At 72.6% G+C, this 16,702-nt stretch carries 17 protein-coding genes; 13 read left to right on the top strand and 4 right to left on the bottom strand.

Annotated features, from left to right (window positions below; genetic code table 11):
• The first annotated feature begins 16 nt into the window (after window positions 1-16).
• Window positions 17-1,114 carry a GNAT family N-acetyltransferase gene (locus tag EXE57_RS09970; RefSeq protein ID WP_208542813.1) on the top strand — a complete coding sequence of 366 codons (1,098 nt, stop codon included), beginning with the start codon at window positions 17-19 and terminating at the stop codon, window positions 1,112-1,114.
• A 104-nt stretch (window positions 1,115-1,218) separates the two neighbouring features.
• Here the strand turns inward: EXE57_RS09970 and EXE57_RS09965 are convergent, their stop codons facing one another.
• Window positions 1,219-2,241 (bottom strand): ABC transporter ATP-binding protein, encoded by a 1,023-nt coding sequence (locus tag EXE57_RS09965; RefSeq protein ID WP_425271683.1) that lies wholly within the window; start codon window positions 2,239-2,241, stop codon window positions 1,219-1,221.
• Between the two features lie 4 nt (window positions 2,242-2,245).
• Here EXE57_RS09965 and EXE57_RS09960 point away from each other — a divergent pair, with 4 nt between their 5' ends.
• The 3 genes from EXE57_RS09960 (at window position 2,246) to EXE57_RS09950 (ending at window position 4,687) form a co-directional block, all read left to right on the top strand.
• Window positions 2,246-2,947, top strand: coding sequence for an ABC transporter permease (locus EXE57_RS09960; protein ID WP_208542812.1), 702 nt, complete (start codon window positions 2,246-2,248; stop codon window positions 2,945-2,947).
• Window positions 2,944-3,678 carry an ABC transporter permease gene (locus EXE57_RS09955; RefSeq protein WP_244246775.1) on the top strand — a complete coding sequence of 245 codons (735 nt, stop codon included), beginning with the start codon at window positions 2,944-2,946 and terminating at the stop codon, window positions 3,676-3,678. Before EXE57_RS09960 ends, EXE57_RS09955 begins: the two co-directional genes overlap by 4 nt.
• 73 nt (window positions 3,679-3,751) lie before the next feature.
• Entirely contained in the window at window positions 3,752-4,687 is a 936-nt protein-coding gene (locus EXE57_RS09950; RefSeq protein WP_135077079.1) for an ABC transporter substrate-binding protein, read from the top strand.
• 3 nt (window positions 4,688-4,690) lie between these two features.
• Here EXE57_RS09950 and ispD read toward each other — a convergent pair whose 3' ends face one another.
• Window positions 4,691-5,407, bottom strand: a complete 717-nt coding sequence (gene ispD / locus EXE57_RS09945) for a 2-C-methyl-D-erythritol 4-phosphate cytidylyltransferase (protein WP_135077076.1) — start codon at window positions 5,405-5,407, stop codon at window positions 4,691-4,693.
• A 170-nt stretch (window positions 5,408-5,577) separates the two neighbouring features.
• Here ispD and EXE57_RS09940 point away from each other — a divergent pair, with 170 nt between their 5' ends.
• From EXE57_RS09940 to panD, 3 genes are read left to right on the top strand one after another with little or no spacing between them, the layout of a single operon-like run.
• Window positions 5,578-6,492 (top strand): Rossmann-like and DUF2520 domain-containing protein, encoded by a 915-nt coding sequence (locus tag EXE57_RS09940; RefSeq protein ID WP_135077073.1) that lies wholly within the window; start codon window positions 5,578-5,580, stop codon window positions 6,490-6,492.
• Window positions 6,489-7,397, top strand: a complete 909-nt coding sequence (gene panC / locus EXE57_RS09935; protein WP_135077070.1) for a pantoate--beta-alanine ligase — start codon at window positions 6,489-6,491, stop codon at window positions 7,395-7,397. The genes EXE57_RS09940 and panC overlap by 4 nt, the downstream gene beginning before the upstream one ends.
• Window positions 7,397-7,819 carry an aspartate 1-decarboxylase gene (gene panD / locus EXE57_RS09930; protein ID WP_135077067.1) on the top strand — a complete coding sequence of 141 codons (423 nt, stop codon included), beginning with the start codon at window positions 7,397-7,399 and terminating at the stop codon, window positions 7,817-7,819. The genes panC and panD overlap by 1 nt, the downstream gene beginning before the upstream one ends.
• Here the strand turns inward: panD and EXE57_RS09925 are convergent.
• Window positions 7,806-8,714, bottom strand: a complete 909-nt coding sequence (locus EXE57_RS09925) for a LysR family transcriptional regulator (protein ID WP_135077064.1) — start codon at window positions 8,712-8,714, stop codon at window positions 7,806-7,808. The two genes, panD and EXE57_RS09925, sit on opposite strands and share 14 nt — an antisense overlap.
• Window positions 8,715-8,796: 82 nt before the next feature.
• Here EXE57_RS09925 and EXE57_RS09920 point away from each other — a divergent pair, with 82 nt between their 5' ends.
• The 6 genes from EXE57_RS09920 (at window position 8,797) to EXE57_RS09895 (ending at window position 16,237) form a co-directional block, all read left to right on the top strand.
• Window positions 8,797-9,687, top strand: coding sequence for an EamA family transporter (locus tag EXE57_RS09920; RefSeq protein WP_135077061.1), 891 nt, complete (start codon window positions 8,797-8,799; stop codon window positions 9,685-9,687).
• Between the two features lie 57 nt (window positions 9,688-9,744).
• Window positions 9,745-11,403 (top strand): L-aspartate oxidase, encoded by a 1,659-nt coding sequence (locus EXE57_RS09915; RefSeq protein WP_135077059.1) that lies wholly within the window; start codon window positions 9,745-9,747, stop codon window positions 11,401-11,403.
• Window positions 11,400-12,308, top strand: a complete 909-nt coding sequence (gene nadC, locus EXE57_RS09910; protein WP_135077057.1) for a carboxylating nicotinate-nucleotide diphosphorylase — start codon at window positions 11,400-11,402, stop codon at window positions 12,306-12,308. The genes EXE57_RS09915 and nadC overlap by 4 nt, the downstream gene beginning before the upstream one ends.
• Before the next feature lie 2 nt (window positions 12,309-12,310).
• Window positions 12,311-13,105 carry a type III pantothenate kinase gene (locus EXE57_RS09905; protein WP_208542811.1) on the top strand — a complete coding sequence of 265 codons (795 nt, stop codon included), beginning with the start codon at window positions 12,311-12,313 and terminating at the stop codon, window positions 13,103-13,105.
• A gap of 95 nt (window positions 13,106-13,200) precedes the next feature.
• Entirely contained in the window at window positions 13,201-13,527 is a 327-nt protein-coding gene (locus EXE57_RS09900; RefSeq protein WP_135077054.1) for a histone-like nucleoid-structuring protein Lsr2, read from the top strand.
• A gap of 130 nt (window positions 13,528-13,657) precedes the next feature.
• The gene (locus tag EXE57_RS09895; RefSeq protein WP_135077051.1) at window positions 13,658-16,237 is read left to right on the top strand and encodes an ATP-dependent Clp protease ATP-binding subunit; all 2,580 of its coding nucleotides are present in this window, start codon (window positions 13,658-13,660) and stop codon (window positions 16,235-16,237) included.
• A 76-nt stretch (window positions 16,238-16,313) separates the two neighbouring features.
• Here EXE57_RS09895 and EXE57_RS09890 read toward each other — a convergent pair whose 3' ends face one another.
• Window positions 16,314-16,640 (bottom strand): DMT family transporter, encoded by a 327-nt coding sequence (locus tag EXE57_RS09890; RefSeq protein WP_135077048.1) that lies wholly within the window; start codon window positions 16,638-16,640, stop codon window positions 16,314-16,316.
• Window positions 16,641-16,702 lie beyond the last annotated feature (62 nt).

The following is a 16,702-nucleotide window of genomic DNA, read 5'->3' as shown; positions in this document are numbered from 1 at the left end:
GGCAGAATGACCTGACGTGATCCCCGAGGACAACCGGTTCCACAGCGACCCCGACGGCATCCTCGCGGATTCCGCGCACCTCGTCGACGGCTGGAAGGTCGAGCCGCCCGACCCGGGCGACCGCTTCACCGTCGCCCGCCTGACCCACCTGCTGCGCGAGCACGAGCGCGCCGGGCGCGGGTGGGCAGGAGCGTCGGTCGACGACGTCCTCGTCGAGGTGTCCGAGCGGGGCCTGCGGATGCGCGAGAACGTCGTGCTCCGCGACCCCGAGGGCGAGATCCGCGCCTGGGGGAGCGTCCACGACCGGGCCGAGGGGCGGATGCTCTTCGTCCACGTCGTGGAGCGCGGGCTGCCCGAGGAGCAGGCCGACGCCTGCTCCCGGCTGCTGTTCACCTGGGCCGACGAGCAGGCCCGCGCGGTCGGAACCGCGCGGGAGCTCGAGGTCCAGCAGATCGACACCGGCGCCTTCGCCGACGACGACCGCCAGCACGCCTGGCTGGAGGCGGCCGGCTTCACCAAGGTCCGGACCTGGTTCCAGATGAGCCGACCGGTCACGGCCGAGGAGGCCGACCTGGTCCCCGACCCCGACCTGTGGCAGCGCGGTGAGGTCACGATCCGGCGCGTACGCCGTCGCGAGGAGGACGGGCTGCCCGACTCCGTCGACCTCTCCGCGATCCACCAGGTCCTCGAGCAGGCCTTCCGCGACCACTTCAACTCGTGGGAGGAGACCTTCGGCGAGTTCGTGCACCGGGTCCGTGAGGACCCGGGGCACCGGTGGGACCACTGGTGGCTGGCCGAGCTCGAGCACGAGGACCTCGACGGCATCGGGCCGATCCCCGTCGGCGCGCTGATCGGGACCTACCTGGAGACCAACAACGGCGCCGACGGCTCGTACGTCTCCTACATCGGCGTCCTCGACGACGCCCGTGGTCGCGGCGTCGCCAAGGCGCTGCTCCACACGATCATCGCCGACGCCGCCACCCGCGGCCGCGACCGAGTCGGCCTCGAGGTCGACGCCGACTCGCCGACCGGTGCGCACGGCCTCTACGAGGCGCTCGGGTGGCAGACCAAGTACGTCACGGAGTCCTGGCACCGGGACGTCCCCGTCCGCTGACCGGGCGATCGTGCCGGCCACCGGGCCGCTGACCGGGCGTTCGAGGCGCCAGAAGTGCCCGGTCGTGCCGTTCAAGGCCGCCCCGAGTGCCCGGTCAGCGTGGGTCAGTGGGGGTGGTCGGCCAGCGACGCCCGCAGCGCCTGGTGCACCCCGTTGGGGGTGAGCACGCCGACGAAACCGGCGCCCGAGTCGGCCTTGACGCCCACCATCGGCCGGTCGTCGCGCAGCATCGCGGCCAGCGCCTCCTCCAGGGAGGAGTCGAGGCCGATGGCGGTCCCGAGGTCGCCGGCGTTGACGCCGTCCATGGGCTCGAGGTGCTCGCGGCGCAGCGGCGTGACGGCGAGCCGCCGCAGCCCCCGCGTCGAGCCGACGAAGTCGGCGACGAAGGCGTCGGCCGGCCGCGCGAGCAGCTCCATCGGGGTGGCGTACTGGGCCAGCCGGCCGCCGGTCGCGAAGACGGCGACCCGGTCGCCCATCCGGACCGCCTCGTCGATGTCGTGGGTGACCAGGACGACGGTCTTGCCGAGGTCGCGCTGCAGCCGCAGGAACTCGTCCTGCAGCCGCACCCGCACCACCGGGTCGACCGCGCCGAACGGCTCGTCCATCAGCAGGACCGGCGGGTTGGCGGCCAGCGCCCGGGCCACGCCCACCCGCTGCCGCTGACCGCCCGAGAGCTGGTGGGGGTAGCGGCCGGCGTACGTCGAGGGGTCGAGCCCCACGAGGTCCATCAGCTCGTGGGCCCGCTCGCGGGCGGTCGGCTTCGACTCGCCGTAGAGGAGCGGGACCGTCATCACGTTGGTCTCGATCTTCTGGTGCGGGAACAGCCCGACCTGCTGGATGACGTAGCCGATGCCGCGGCGCAGCTCGACCGGGTCCTCGCGCGTCACGTCGCGGCCGTCGATCTCGATCGTCCCCGTGGTCGGCTCGATCAGCCGGTTGATCATCTTCAGCGTGGTCGACTTGCCGCACCCGGACGGGCCGACGAGGCAGACCAGCTCGCCCTTCGCCACGTCGAGGTCGAGCTCCTGGACCGCGACGGTGCCGTCGGCGTACGTCTTGCCGACACCTGCCAGCCGGATCATGGGCTGCGCTGCGGGCGAGCCCGGAGCGTTTGCCGTAACGTCCATGCGCGTGACCCTACTCGTCCCGGCGGCCACCGAGCCGAGCTGTTACAGCCGGCTCACCAACGAGTGGATCTGCGGCCAGTACCTCGTCGACCGCCAGGACGAGATCGTCGACGCCACCGTCGAGCACATCTGGATCACCGTCGCCGCCGTCGTCTTCGGCGTGCTGATCGCCTTCCCGCTGGCGCTCGTCGCGCGCCGCTACCCCCGCCTCGAGTCGACCATCCTCGGTGTCAGCACCGGGCTCTACACGATCCCCTCGCTCGCGCTCTTCCCGCTGCTGGTGCCGTTCACCGGGCTCACCCCGACCACGGTGATCATCGGGCTCGGCCTCTATGCGCTCACGGTGCTGGTGCGCAGCATGCTCGAGGGCTTCCGGTCGGTGCCGGCCGAGGTCCGTGAGTCCGCCACCGGGCTGGGCTACGGAGCCGGTCGACTGCTGCTGCGGATCGAGCTGCCCCTCGCGCTGCCGGTCATCATGGCGGGCCTGCGCGTGGCGACGGTCTCGACGGTGGCGCTCACGACGATCGGCACCCTCGTCTCGTACGGCGGCCTCGGCAACCTCATCAAGGACGGCGTCGACACCAACTTCCGGGCCGAGCTGCTCACCGCGGCCGTGCTCTGCGTCGTGCTGGCCGTTCTCTTCGACGCGCTCATCGTGCTGGCGCAACGCCTGCTGACGCCGTGGACCCGGGGGGTCGGCGCGTGAACATCTTCGCCGAGACCTGGGCCTACCTGACCGACCCCGCCAACTGGCAGGGCGCGGGAGGGCTGTGGGCCCGGATGCTGGAGCAGCTGCTGCTCACCGGCACCGCCCTGGTGCTCGCGGTCGTGATCGGCCTGCCGATCGCGTTGTGGCTCGGCCACCTCGGCCGCGGCGGCTTCCTCGCCATCAACATCTCCAACGTCGGGCGCGCCATCCCGACGTTCGCGCTGCTGGCGCTGCTGGTGACCGCCGACTGGCCGGGGACCGCGAGCTTCGGCCCCTACGGTCGGGCCGGCCTGGCCACGCTGATCGCGCTCACGCTCTTCGCACTGCCTCCCATCATCACCCAGTCCTACACCGCGATCCGCGAGGTCGCCGACGACGTCAAGGAGTCGGCGCGGGGGATGGGCATGACCTCCTCGCAGCAGTTCTTCCGCGTGGAGCTCCCGCTCGGGTTGCCGCTCGTGATGTCGGGCATCCGGCTGGCGCTGGTGCAGGTCTGGGCGACCGCCACCATCGCGGCTCTGGTCGCCGGGCCGGGCCTCGGCCGCATCATCACCGACGGCTTCTACCGGTCCAACTACCCCCAGGGCATCGCGGGCGCGATCGTGGTCGCCCTGGTCGCGCTGGTGCTCGAGCTGGCCGCGGCCGGCGTCCAGCGGGCGCTCGACCCGACCCCGTCGGCGTCCGCCGCAGCGGATCCCGTTCGCGAATCAACCACCACCGGGGGATGATGGGCCCGCACGACCCACATCGCAGCATCCGGACACGCGCGGCGCGGCCGCGGGACACAGAAGGTTGACGAACATGCTCCGACGTTCCCTGGCTGCGGTGATGTCCGCCGGCCTGCTCCTGACCGCCGGCTGCGCCGGTGACGACCTCGCCGAGGACTCCTCGGGCGAGACCTCCGACACCGGTGGCGGCGGCGAGGTCCGCATCTCCGGGCAGAGCTTCCCCGAGGCCGCCCTGGTGACGGCGATGTACGACGAGCTCCTCACCGAGGCGGGCTACACCACGACCATCAACCTGGTGGACACCCGCGACGTCTACATGGGGGAGTTCCCGGGCAGCGTCGACGTCGTGCCCGAGTACGTCGGCGGCGTGGTCGACTTCCTCAGCACCACCATCGGCGACGGCGAGACGCTGACCACGACCGACGCCCAGGAGTCGATCGACAACGCGCAGGCGCTGCTGGAGGAGAAGGGCATCACGCTGCTCGCGCCCTCTGAGGCGACCGACACCAACGCCTTCTTCGTCACCCAGGAGTACTCCGAGGAGAACGGCGTCACCGCGCTGTCGGACCTCGAGGGCGAGACGGTGACCCTGGCCGCGGCTCCCGACTGCGAGGGCCGGCCCGACTGCGCCGGCGGGCTCACGGACGTCTACGGCATCGACATCGCCGAGGTGCTGCCGCTCGGCTTCGCCAGCGACCAGACCTACCAGTCGGTGCTCGACGGCGAGTCGCAGCTGGGCCTGACCTCCACCACCGACGGCACCCTGGAGAGCCAGGGCCTCGTGCTGCTCGAGGACGACCAGTCGATCCAGCCCGCGCAGAACCTCGTCCCGGCGATCAGCACCGAGTTCCTCGACGCCAACCCCGACATCGCCGACGTCCTGGAGCCGCTGATGTCCGCGCTGACCACCGAGAACCTCACCGAGCTCAACGGCCGCGTGGCCGTCGACCGGGAGACCCCCGAGGACGTCGCCCGTGACTTCCTCGAGGAGGAGGGCCTGCTCGGCTGACGCTCACCCCTCCTCGTCGAGGCGCATCAGCGCCTCGACGAGGACCAGGTCGAGCTTCGTCGTGACCTTGAGGGTGCGCTCGTCGCCGGCCACCACGGCGACCGGCACGTCCGGGAGGTAGCGGTGCACGACCGAGCAGTCGTCGGTCGCCACGAAGCCGGGGTCGCCGGCGGCGACCTCGTAGGCCCGGCGCAGCACCTCCGCGTGGAAGCCCTGCGGGGTCTGGGCCCGCTGGAGCGAGTCCCGGGGCGGCACGGAGCGCAGGGTCCGCTCCGGACCGACCTCGAGGAGGGTGTCGGTCGACGGCACGGCGGTCGCGACCGCGGCGTACGTCCCCAGCGCCGTGAGGCAGTCGGTGACCACCCTGCGTGGGAGCAGCGGCCGGGCGGCGTCGTGGAAGAGGACGTGGCAGTCGGCCTCGCCGAGGTGGGCGAGCGCGGCCAGGGTGCTCTGCGTCCGCGTGCTGCCGCCGGGGAGCACCGCGGTGACCTTGTCGTACGCCGCCGCGACCGACCGCGCGACGTCGAGGTGTCCGGGCGCCATCACGACGACGACCTCGTCGATCAGGTCGTGGTCGTGCAGCCCCCGGAGCGAGTGCTCGAGGATGGTCCGGCCGTGCAGCTCGACGAGCTGCTTGGGCCGGTCGAGGCCGACCCGGGCACCGACGCCCCCGGCCAGCAGCACCCCGACCCGGCGGGGCGTGGTGGGGCTGGCGTCCATGGCCGCATCCTCGCAGGCGCACGGGAGAGGTCCACGTCACACTCCGGGGCGGTTCCCAGCGGGAAGCGGGGCGCGTAGATTCACGTTGCAATCAACGAGCACATCGTCTGGTACCCGTACCGGCCGCGTCAGCGGATGTCGGCGGGACCGAAACGAGAGGTTCGCGAGACATGAGCAGCTCCACCACGCCTGCCCCGCTCCGGGTCGGGGTCATCGGCGCCGGCCGCGTCGGCGCCGTCCTCGCAGCGGCCCTGCGGGACGCCGGGCACGAGGTCGTCGCCGCCGCGGGCGAGTCCGACGCTTCCCGGGGGCGCATCGACGCCCTGCTCCCCGGGACCCCGGTCCGCAAGCCGTCCGCCGTCGCGCGGGCGTCCGACCTGCTGCTGCTCACCGTCCCCGACGACATGCTGCCCAACGTGGTCACGATGCTGGCTGCGAGCGGAGCGCTGCGCGAGGGCCAGTACGTCGCCCACACCTCGGGCCGCCACGGGCTCGCGGTCCTCGGGCCGGCGACCGCCCTCGGCGTACGCCCGATGGCGCTGCACCCCGCGATGACCTTCACCGGCACGGCCGTCGACCTGCCCCGCCTCGACGGTTGCGTCTTCGGCGTGACCGCGGGTGACGCCGAGCGCGAGGTCGCCGCACGGCTGGTGGCCGACCTCGGCGGGCGCCCGATGTGGGTCCCCGAGGAGCGGCGCAGCCTCTACCACGCCGGCCTCGCCCACGGCGCCAACCACCTGGTGACCCTGGTCAGCGAGGCGATGGAGCTGCTCTCGGCCTCCGGCGCGGACGACCCCGCAGCGACGCTCCGCCCGCTGCTGCAGGCGGCGCTCGACAACGCCCTCGAGCAGGGCGACAGCGCCCTGACCGGGCCGATCGTGCGCGGTGACGTCGAGACGGTGCGCGCCCACCTCGCCGAGGTGACGGCCAACGCCCCCGACACGCTCCCGTCGTACGTCGCGCTGGGGCGGGCCACGCTCGACCGGGTCGTCACCGACGGCCGGGTGCTCCCGATCCGCGCCGCGAAGATCCGCCGCGTGCTCGACGCCGCCGTGGCGCCGGCCGCCCTCCGCGCCCCGCGATGACCTCGGCCCCGGTCGTGGCGGCGACCCGCCACGAGCTTGCCGACCTGCTCGGGGACGCGCGTCGCGCCGGGGGCAGGGTGGCCCTGGTCCCCACGATGGGCGCGCTCCACGAGGGCCACGCCAGCCTGGTGCGGCGGGCCCGGGACGAGGTCGGTCCCGAGGGACGCGTCGTGGTCTCGATCTTCGTCAACCCGATGCAGTTCGGCCCCGGCGAGGACCTCGACCGCTATCCGCGTTCCTTCGACGCCGACCTCGCGACGTGTGCCCGCGAGGGCGCCGACCTCGTCTTCGCGCCGGCCGTCGACGAGGTCTACCCGGGTGGTGAGCCGATGGTGACGGTGGCGCCGGGTCCGCTCGCCGAGGTCCTGGAGGGTGCGGTCCGGCCGGGCCACTTCCGGGGGGTGCTCACGGTGGTCGCCAAGCTGCTCGGCCTGGTGCGTCCCGACGTCGCGGTCTTCGGGGAGAAGGACTACCAGCAGCTGGTGCTGATCCGGCGGATGGCCGCGGACCTCTGCCTCCCGGTCACGATCGTGGGGGCACCGACGCAGCGGGAGCCCGACGGCCTGGCGCTGTCCTCCCGGAACCGCTACCTCGACCCCGCCCAGCGGAGGTGCGCGGCCGGGCTGCACCGGGTCCTGCTGGCCGCCCGGGGCTCGCAGCAGGAGGGGCTCGCGTCCGCGCTGGCTGCCGCCCGGGCCACGCTGCGTGCCTCCCAGGGGCTCGACCTCGACTACCTCGTCGTCACCGACCCCGACCTCGGCGAGCTGCCCGCCGACCCCGCACCCGGGACCCCGGCGCGGGTCCTGGTCGCGGCGCGGGTCGGCAGCACCCGCCTCATCGACAACCTGCCCCTCACCCTGGGCGTCCCGCGCGTCGAGCAACCCGTCGAGCAAGGAGACCGCTGATGCTGCGGACGATGATGAAGAGCAAGATCCACCGGGCCACCGTCACCCAGGCCGACCTTCACTACGTCGGCTCGGTGACGGTCGACCAGGACCTGCTCGACGCGGCCGACCTGCTGCCGGGCGAGCTGGTCCACATCGTCGACGTCACCAACGGTGCCCGGCTCGAGACCTACACCATCGCCGGGGAGCGCGGCTCGGGCGTGATCGGCATCAACGGGGCCGCGGCCCGGCTGGTCGCCCCGGGCGACGTGGTGATCCTGATCGGCTACGGGCAGATGGAGACCGACGAGGCGAGGGCCTTCGTGCCGAGCGTGGTCTTCGTGGACGCCGACAACCGGGTCGTCGACACCGGCTCCGACCCCGCCGCCGTCGTCGCCGGGGTGACCGGCGACCTCGTGCGAGGCGACCTCACGGCCCGCTGACGCGTCCCTGCTCCGAACCGGCCACCAGGTGGTCGAGGACCAGGCGCAGGGGTGACCACGCCGACCGGCCGCGACGGGTGGCGGCGTACGCTCGCAGCGCGGCGCCGGGGTCACGCAGCGGCAGCACCCGCACCCCGGGCCGGAGGTCGCGGTCGACCGGGACCAGGCCGACCCCGAAGCCGGACGCCACGAGGTGCTCGACCAGGTCGAGGCTGTCGGCCCGGTGCCGGACCTGCGGGGTGAAGCCGGCGCGCGAGGCGAGGATCCGCACGACCGACTCGTCTGCGGTGTTGCGGCTGTTGACGATCCAGCCGTGCCCGGCGTACGCCGCCATCACGGTCGTCGCGTCGCCGCTGGGCAGGCCGTCCCCCTCCGGGACCGCCAGGCCCCAGTCCGCCGACCAGAGGTGGACGGCCTCGACGTCGTCGGGCGGCCCGGCCGGGGCCAGGTCGTAGTCGTAGACCAGGGCCAGGTCGATGTCGTCGACGGCCAGCGCGGCGTAGGCCTCCCCGGGCTCGAGCTCGCTCACCACCACCCGGGTGTCGGGATGGGTGGCGTCGAGCCGGTCGACCACGGGGAGCAGCGTCCTGCGGATGCAGGTGGCGAAGCCGCCCACCCGGACCGTCCCGGCGGGCTCGCTCCCGGGGTCGAGGTCGCGGCGGGCCACCTCGATCGCGGCGAGGATCGTGACCGCGTGGTCGGCGAGCCGGCGCCCGGCCGGCGTGAGCCGGACCCGGCGTCCGTCGGGCTCGACCAGGGGGGTGCCCGCCTCGCGGGCCAGCGTCGAGATCTGCTGCGACACCGTCGACGTCGTGAGGCGGCGCTCCTCGGCGACGGCCCGCATCGACCCCAGCCGGGAGAGCTGGAGGAGCAGGTCGAGGCGACGCGGGTCCACCCTCCCATTGTCCATGTCTGCCGAACGGTATGTCCAGCAATCTCACGTGGACGCGAACGGTCTGAGTGGGTTCACTGGAGCCATGACCACCACGACCTCCGGGCGAGCGACCGCCGCCGTGCGTACGGGCGTCGGCCTGTCGGTGGCCTCGATGCTCTGCGTGCAGCTCGGCCTCGCCGCCTCGGTGGGGCTGGTCGACCAGCTCGGCAGCGATGGCGTGGCCTGCCTGCGGCTGGTGTGGGCCGGCGCGCTGCTCCTCGTGATCGTCCGGCCGCGCCGCTCCGACTACTCCGCCCGCGGCTTCCGGGCGGCCGCGCTGCTCGGGGTGGTGACGGCGGGGGTCACCCTGCTGTTCATGGAGGCGGTGGCCCGGCTGCCGCTCGGCACGGCCAGCGCGCTGGAGTTCCTCGGACCGCTGGGCGTCGCGGTGGCCCGCGGCCGTGGCGGCCACCGGTTGTGGCCGGCGCTCGCCGCCGTCGGCGTGGTGCTCCTGACCGAGCCGTGGAGCGGTGCCGTGGACCCGGTCGGGGTGGCCTTCGCGCTGGGCGCCGCCCTCTGCTGGGCCGGCTACATCCTGCTCACCCAGCACGTCGGTGACGAGGTGGAGGGGATCCACGGCCTGGCGGTCTCGATGCCCGTCGCCGGGCTGGTCTCCGCACTCGTCGCCGGTCCCGCCCTCGTCGAGCGGCTCACGCCCGAGCTGCTCCTGATCGGGCTCGGCCTCGCCGTGCTGCTGCCGGTCGTGCCGTTCACGCTGGAGCTGTTGGCGCTGCGGCGGCTGACCACCGCGGCGTTCGGCACCCTGATGAGCCTCGAGCCCGCGATCGCCCTCGTCGTCGGGCTGGTGGCGCTGCAGCAGGTGCCGGGGGCCACGGCCGTGCTCGGGATCGCGCTGGTCGTCACGGCCGGCATCGGGGCTCAGCGGTCCGGGGCGCGGGTCCCGGTCGACGCCACGGTCGAAGCGGTGCGCTGAGTCCGCCCTCCGGGCTCGGGCTCGGTCGCCGGCCCGACGGTGGACTAGCCTGCCGGGGTGTCCCGGCCCTCGAGCGTCTCCGGACGTCTCAGCGCACCCGAGCCCGGGTGGACGACGTACGCCGACGTCGTCGTGGTCGGCTCCGGCATCGCCGGACTCACGGCGGCGCTCCGGCTCTACGGCCAGGTCGGCAAGATCCTGGTGGTCACCAAGGACGTCCTCGACGCCGGCTCGACCCAGTGGGCCCAGGGGGGCATCGCCGCCGCGCTCGGCCCCGGGGACACCCCAGCCCAGCACGAGCACGACACGCTGGTCGCCGGAGCCGGGGGGTGTGACCGCGACGCCGTCCGGGCCCTGGTCACCGAGGGCCCGGCAGCCGTGCGCGAGCTCATCAGCTGGGGCGCGGTCTTCGACCAGCACGAGGGCGCCCTGTCCCTCACCCGGGAGGGCGGGCACCTCCGCGACCGGATCGCGCACGCGGGCGGCGACGCGACCGGTGCGGAGATCCAGCGGGCGCTGATCGCGGCTGTCGGGAAGGCCCCCGAGATCGAGGTGATCCAGCACGCGCTCGCGGTCGACCTGCTGCCGGCCGCCGACGGTGGCGTCGCTGGCCTGACCCTCCACGTCCTCGGCGAGGGCCAGATCGACGGGGTCGGGCAGGTGCTGTGCCGCGCCGTCGTGCTGGCCAGCGGCGGCCTGGGGCAGGTCTTCTCGCAGTCGACCAACCCCTCGGTCGCCACCGGCGACGGGATGGCGCTGGCGATCCGGGCGGGCGCCACCCTGCGCGACCTGGAGTTCGTGCAGTTCCACCCGACCGTGATGTGGCTGGGCGAGGAGTCCCAGGGGCAGCAGCCGCTGATCTCGGAGGCCGTCCGCGGCGAGGGCGCCTTCCTCTTCGACGACGCCGGCCGCCGGATCATGGAGGGCGTCCACCCGCTCGCCGACCTGGCTCCCCGCGACGTGGTCGCGAAGGCGATCACCCGGCGGATGCACGAGACCGGCCGCCCGCACGCCTGGCTGGACGCCCGCCACCTCGGGGCCGACTTCTGGGAGCGGCGGTTCCCGACCATCCTCGCCACCGCCCGCGTCCACGGGGTCGATCCCGTGAGCGAGCTGATCCCCGTGGCACCGGCCCAGCACTACGCCTCGGGCGGTGTCGCCACCGACCTGTGGGGCCGGGCCGCCGGCGTGCCCGGGCTCTACGCCACCGGCGAGGTGGCCTGCTCCGGCGTCCACGGCGCCAACCGGCTCGCCTCCAACTCGCTCCTCGAGGGCCTGGTGTTCTCGCGCCGGATCGCCGAGGTGCTCCCCGGCGAGCTGCGCGACCGGACCGATCCGGTGGTCGACCCGCGCCCGGAGGGGCTGCTGCCGGGCTCGGCGCGGTCGGCCGTGCAGGAGGTCATGACCGACCGGGTGGGCGTGCTGCGCACTGCCGCTGGGCTCGCGAGCGCCGGCAGCGACCTGGCCGCGCTGGCCGCGGAGCCCGCGACCGAGCCCGGCCCGGACTCCTGGGAGACCACCAACCTCGTGACCGTGAGCCGGGCCCTCACCGCCGCGGCGACGCTGCGCGAGGAGACCCGCGGCTCCCACTGGCGCGACGACTTCCCGGCCCGCGACGACGCCGAGTGGGCCGGCCACATCGACGTCGTCGTCGACCGTGGTCGCCCGGTGGCGACCTTCCACCCGGCCCCCGCGACCGACGGAGAGTCCTCATGAGCATCGCCCGCACGCCGTACGACCTGCTGCCGCCGGCGCTGCTGCGCGAGCTGGCGGACGCCGGGCTCGACCCGGCAGCCGTCCACCGGATGGTGGAGGTGGCCTTCGAGGAGGACCTGCCCGCCGGGTCCAGCGACGTCACCAGCGCGGCGATGCCGCCGATGGGGCGCTCCAGCGGAGACTTCCGGGCCCGTGAGGAGGGCGTGGTCGCGGGGCTCGCGATCGCCGAGCTCGCCTTCCGCTACGCGCAGGGCGACGAGGTCTCGGTCACCGGACGGCTCGCCGACGGGAGCCGGGTGCGGCCGGGCGACGCCGTCCTGCACGTCGAGGGGCCGACCCGCGACCTGCTGACGGCCGAGCGGACGGCGCTCAACTTCGCCTGCCACCTCTCGGGCGTCGCCACCGCCACCGCGCACTGGGTCGACGCCCTGTCCGGCACCCGTGCCCGGGTCCTGGACACCCGCAAGACCCTGCCGGGCTGGCGCGCCCTCCAGAAGTACGCCGTGCGCTGCGGCGGCGGCGTCAACCACCGCTTCAGCCTGGCGGACCGGGCGATGGTGAAGGACAACCACGTGGTGGCCGCCGGTGGCGTGGTCCCGGCCTTCGAGGCGGTCAGGGCCGCCAACCCGGCGCTGCGGGTGGAGGTCGAGGTGACCGACCTCGACCAGCTCCGCGAGCTGCTCGACGCCGGCTGCGAGGAGATCCTGCTCGACAACATGAGCACCGCCACGATGGCCGAGGCGGTCGCGCTGACGGCGGGCCGCGCCACGCTGGAGGCCTCCGGCGGGCTGACCCTCGAGCGGGCGGCCGAGGTGGCCGCGACCGGCGTCGACTTCATCTCTGTCGGCGCGCTGACCCACTCCGTCAAGGTCTTCGACCTCGGCCTGGACCTCGTGGAGGAGTGACCGTGCCCCGCAACGCCGCCACCGCCGGACCGATCCTCGCCGCCGACATCGGCAACAGCCACACCGTCCTGGGGGTGGTGTCGGGCGGTGACGTGCTGGCCGAGTGGCGGGTGGCGACGGTGGCGACCCGGACCTCCGACGAGTGGTCGGTGCTGCTGCGCGGCCTGCTGGGCGACCGGGCGGCCGAGATCACCGGCATCGCGGTGTGCGCCACCGTTCCTGCCGTGCTCCACGAGTGGCGCGACATGCTCGACCGGCACTTCGGGGACCTGCCCCGCCTCGTCGTCGAGCCCGGCGTCCGGACCGGCGTGCCGGTCCGCACCGACAACCCCCGCGAGGTCGGCACCGACCGGATCCTCAACGCCCTGGCCGCCGCCACCGACTTCGGCGGTCCGGCCATCGTCGTCGACTTCGGCGGCACCGCCACGACCTTCGACGTCGTCGACGCCGCCGGCCAGTACGTCGGGGGCGCCATCGCACCCGGGATCGAGCTCTCCCTCGAGGCGCTCGGACATCGCGGTGCGCAATTGCGTACGGTCGAATTGTCGAGGCCGAGATCCGTCATTGCGCGCAACACCGTCGAGGCTTTGCAGTCTGGTCTCCTATTCGGGGTCGCGGGACAGGTCGAGGGCCTCGTCTCGCGCATGATCGGTGAATTGGCGACCGACGAGGACGTCACCGTCATCGCCACCGGCTATCTCGCCCCGCTTGTCCTCGGCGAGTGCGGCTGCTTCACCGCTCACGTGCCCGCGCTCACGCTGCGGGGGCTGGAGCTGGCCTTTGCCCGCAACCAGTAATTCGGCTTTCTCGGCTTTGATTTCCTTTTCCCGCGCCTTTCGGGCATGCTGAATTGCGAATTGCCAATGGGTGGCATTCAGGGGAAGGGAAAACAATGGCGCAGAAGGTGAACATCGTCCTGGTCGACGACCTCGACGGCAGTGACGCCTCGGAGACCGTGTCCTTCGGGCTCGACGGCACCTCCTACGAGATCGACCTGAACGACAAGAACGCCGCCGCGCTGCGCGAGGCCCTCTCCGGCTACGTCGGTCACGCCCGCAAGGTCACCGCCGCCCGCGGCCGCAAGGCGCGCACCACCGCCACGACCTCCGGCCCGAGCGCCCGCGAGCTGCGCGACTGGGCCCGCTCCAACGGCTTCGAGGTCTCCGACCGGGGCCGCGTCCCCGCCGAGGTGCGCGAGGCCTTCGACGCCGCGCACTGATCCTGTGTTCGCTCTGGGCGGACGCCCTTTGGCCCGCGCAGGGAACGCGTAGGCTGTCGGCGGGGTTGTACCGATAGTTTGCGGTTCGCCAGCGAGGCGACCGGCCCCCGAGGCAACAGGAGCGATGCGCATGTTCGAGCGGTTCACCGACCGAGCCCGACGAGTGGTGGTGCTGGCCCAGGAAGAGGCCCGCATGCTGTCCCACAACTACATCGGGACCGAGCACATCCTGCTCGGCCTGATCCACGAGGGCGAGGGTGTGGCGGCCAAGGCGCTGGAGAGCCTCGACATCTCCCTGGAGGCCGTGCGCGCCCAGGTCGAGGAGATCATCGGCCAGGGCCAGCAGGCCCCCAGCGGCCACATCCCGTTCACCCCGCGCGCCAAGAAGGTGCTCGAGCTGTCCCTGCGCGAGGCGCTGCAGCTCGGCCACTCCTACATCGGGACCGAGCACATCCTGCTCGGCCTGATCCGCGAGGGCGAGGGCGTCGCTGCCCAGGTCCTCCAGAAGCTCGGCGCCGACCTCAACCGGGTCCGCCAGCAGGTCATCCAGCTGCTCTCCGGCTTCCAGGGCAAGGAGTCCTCGGCGACCGCCTCCGCCAGCGGCGCCCCCTCCGAGCAGCAGTCCTCCTCGCTCGTCCTCGACCAGTTCGGGCGCAACCTCACCCAGGACGCCCGCGAGGGCAAGCTCGACCCGGTCATCGGCCGGGAGCAGGAGATCGAGCGGGTCATGCAGATCCTGTCGCGCCGTACGAAGAACAACCCGGTCCTCATCGGCGAGCCGGGCGTCGGCAAGACGACCATCGTCGAAGGCCTGGCCCAGGACATCGTCAAGGGCAACGTCCCCGAGACGCTCAAGGACAAGCAGATCTACACGCTCGACCTTGGCGCGCTCGTGGCCGGTTCCCGCTACCGCGGTGACTTCGAGGAGCGCCTCAAGAAGGTGCTCAAGGAGATCCGCACCCGCGGCGACATCGTGCTGTTCATCGACGAGATCCACACGCTCGTCGGCGCCGGTGCCGCCGAGGGCGCGATCGACGCGGCGAGCATCCTCAAGCCGATGCTGGCCCGCGGCGAGCTGCAGACCATCGGTGCGACCACCCTCGACGAGTACCGCAAGTACCTCGAGAAGGACGCCGCGCTGGAGCGCCGCTTCCAGCCGATCCAGGTCGCCGAGCCCTCGATCGCCCACACGATCGAGATGCTCAAGGGCCTGCGTGACCGCTACGAGGCCCACCACCGCGTGACGATCACCGACGAGGCGCTCGTGAGCGCCGCGACGCTGGCCGACCGCTACATCTCCGACCGCTTCCTCCCCGACAAGGCGATCGACCTGATCGACGAGGCCGGCTCGCGGCTGCGGATCCGCCGGATGACGGCGCCTGCCGACCTGCGCGAGTACGACGACAAGATCGCCGAGGTGCGCCAGCGCAAGGAGGGCGCGATCGACGGCCAGGACTTCGAGGCCGCGGCCCGCCTGCGCGACGAGGAGAAGCAGCTCATCGCCCGCAAGGCCGAGCGTGAGAAGCAGTGGCGCGCCGGCGACATGGACGAGGTCGCCGAGGTCGACGAGGAGCTGATCGCCGAGGTGCTCGCCGTCGCGACCGGCATCCCGATCGTGAAGCTGTCCGAGGAGGAGTCCTCGCGGCTGCTCCACATGGAGGACGAGCTCCACAAGCGGGTCATCGGCCAGGACCAGGCGGTCAAGGCGATCTCCCGCGCGATCCGGCGTACGCGTGCCGGCATGAAGGACCCCAAGCGGCCCGGCGGGTCGTTCATCTTCGCCGGCCCGTCCGGTGTCGGGAAGACCTGGCTGTCCAAGTCGCTCGCGGAGTTCCTCTTCGGCGACGAGGACGCGCTGATCCAGCTCGACATGAGCGAGTTCAGCGAGAAGCACACCGTCTCGCGGCTCTTCGGCTCGCCTCCGGGCTACGTCGGCTACGAGGAGGGCGGCCAGCTCACCGAGAAGGTGCGGCGCAAGCCGTTCTCCGTGGTCCTCTTCGACGAGGTCGAGAAGGCGCACCCCGACATCTTCAACAGCCTGCTGCAGATCCTGGAGGAAGGTCGCCTGACCGACTCCCAGGGCCGGGTCGTCGACTTCAAGAACACCGTCATCATCATGACGACCAACCTCGGCACGCGTGACATCGCCAAGGGCCTGAACCTCGGCTTCCAGCAGGCCGGTGACGCCGCCGGTTCCTACGAGCGGATGAAGAACAAGGTCTCGGAGGAGCTCAAGCAGCACTTCCGTCCCGAGTTCCTCAACCGTGTCGACGAGATCATCGTGTTCCCGCCGCTGTCGCAGGAGCAGATCGTCGCGATGGTCGACAACATGATCGCCGGCGTCGAGCTGCGCCTCCGCGACCGCGACATGAAGCTGGAGCTGACGCAGGACGCCAAGAACCTGCTGGCCGAGCGGGGCTTCGACCCCGTCCTCGGAGCGCGGCCGCTGCGGCGGACGATCCAGCGGGAGATCGAGGACGTGCTGTCCGAGAAGATGCTCTTCGGCGAGGTCGGCCCCGGGCAGATCGTGCTGGTCGGCGTCGAGGGCGAGGGGCCCACGGCCGCGTTCACGTTCCGCGGCCAGAAGATGGGCGAGCTGCCCGACGTTCCCCCGTTCGAGACCGCCGACGTCGACGCCTCCGCAGGCGAGGCACCGGCCGAGGGGCCGGACGACAGCGAAGGTCCCAAGGACGTCCCGCGCGCCGAGTGAGGTCCTGACCCGTCGTACGACATCCCGGCCCGCCGCAGAGAGATCTGCGGCGGGCCGGTGTCGTCGTGGCCGGCGGTCAGTGCGTGCCGTGCAGGTTGAGCACGACGACCCCGCCGATGATCATCAGGAGCGCCGCAGCCTTGACGATGTCCATCCGCTCGTCGAGAAAGAGCACGCCGATGACGGCGATGCCGGCGGTTCCGAGGCCGGCCCAGACGGCATACGCGACCGAGACGGGGAGTGTGCGGATCACGAGCGTGAGCAGCCAGATCGACAGCGCATAGCCCCCGATCACGGCGGCGGTCCATGCCGGGTCGCGGAACTGGTCGGTCCGGGGGAGGGAAGCCGTGGCGAAGACCTCCGCGACGATCGCGGCGAGCAGCAGCAACCAGGCGACGAGCATGACTCACGTCCTTGTGTGTAGCGACTGCTACGAAATGTAGCACTCGCTACACTCAGTCCCAG

The sequence above is a fragment of the Nocardioides euryhalodurans genome (assembly GCF_004564375.1).
Classification (GTDB): domain Bacteria; phylum Actinomycetota; class Actinomycetes; order Propionibacteriales; family Nocardioidaceae; genus Nocardioides; species Nocardioides euryhalodurans.
Note: the sequence above shows the minus strand (reverse complement) of the source record. Positions and strands in the feature narration are given on the sequence as shown.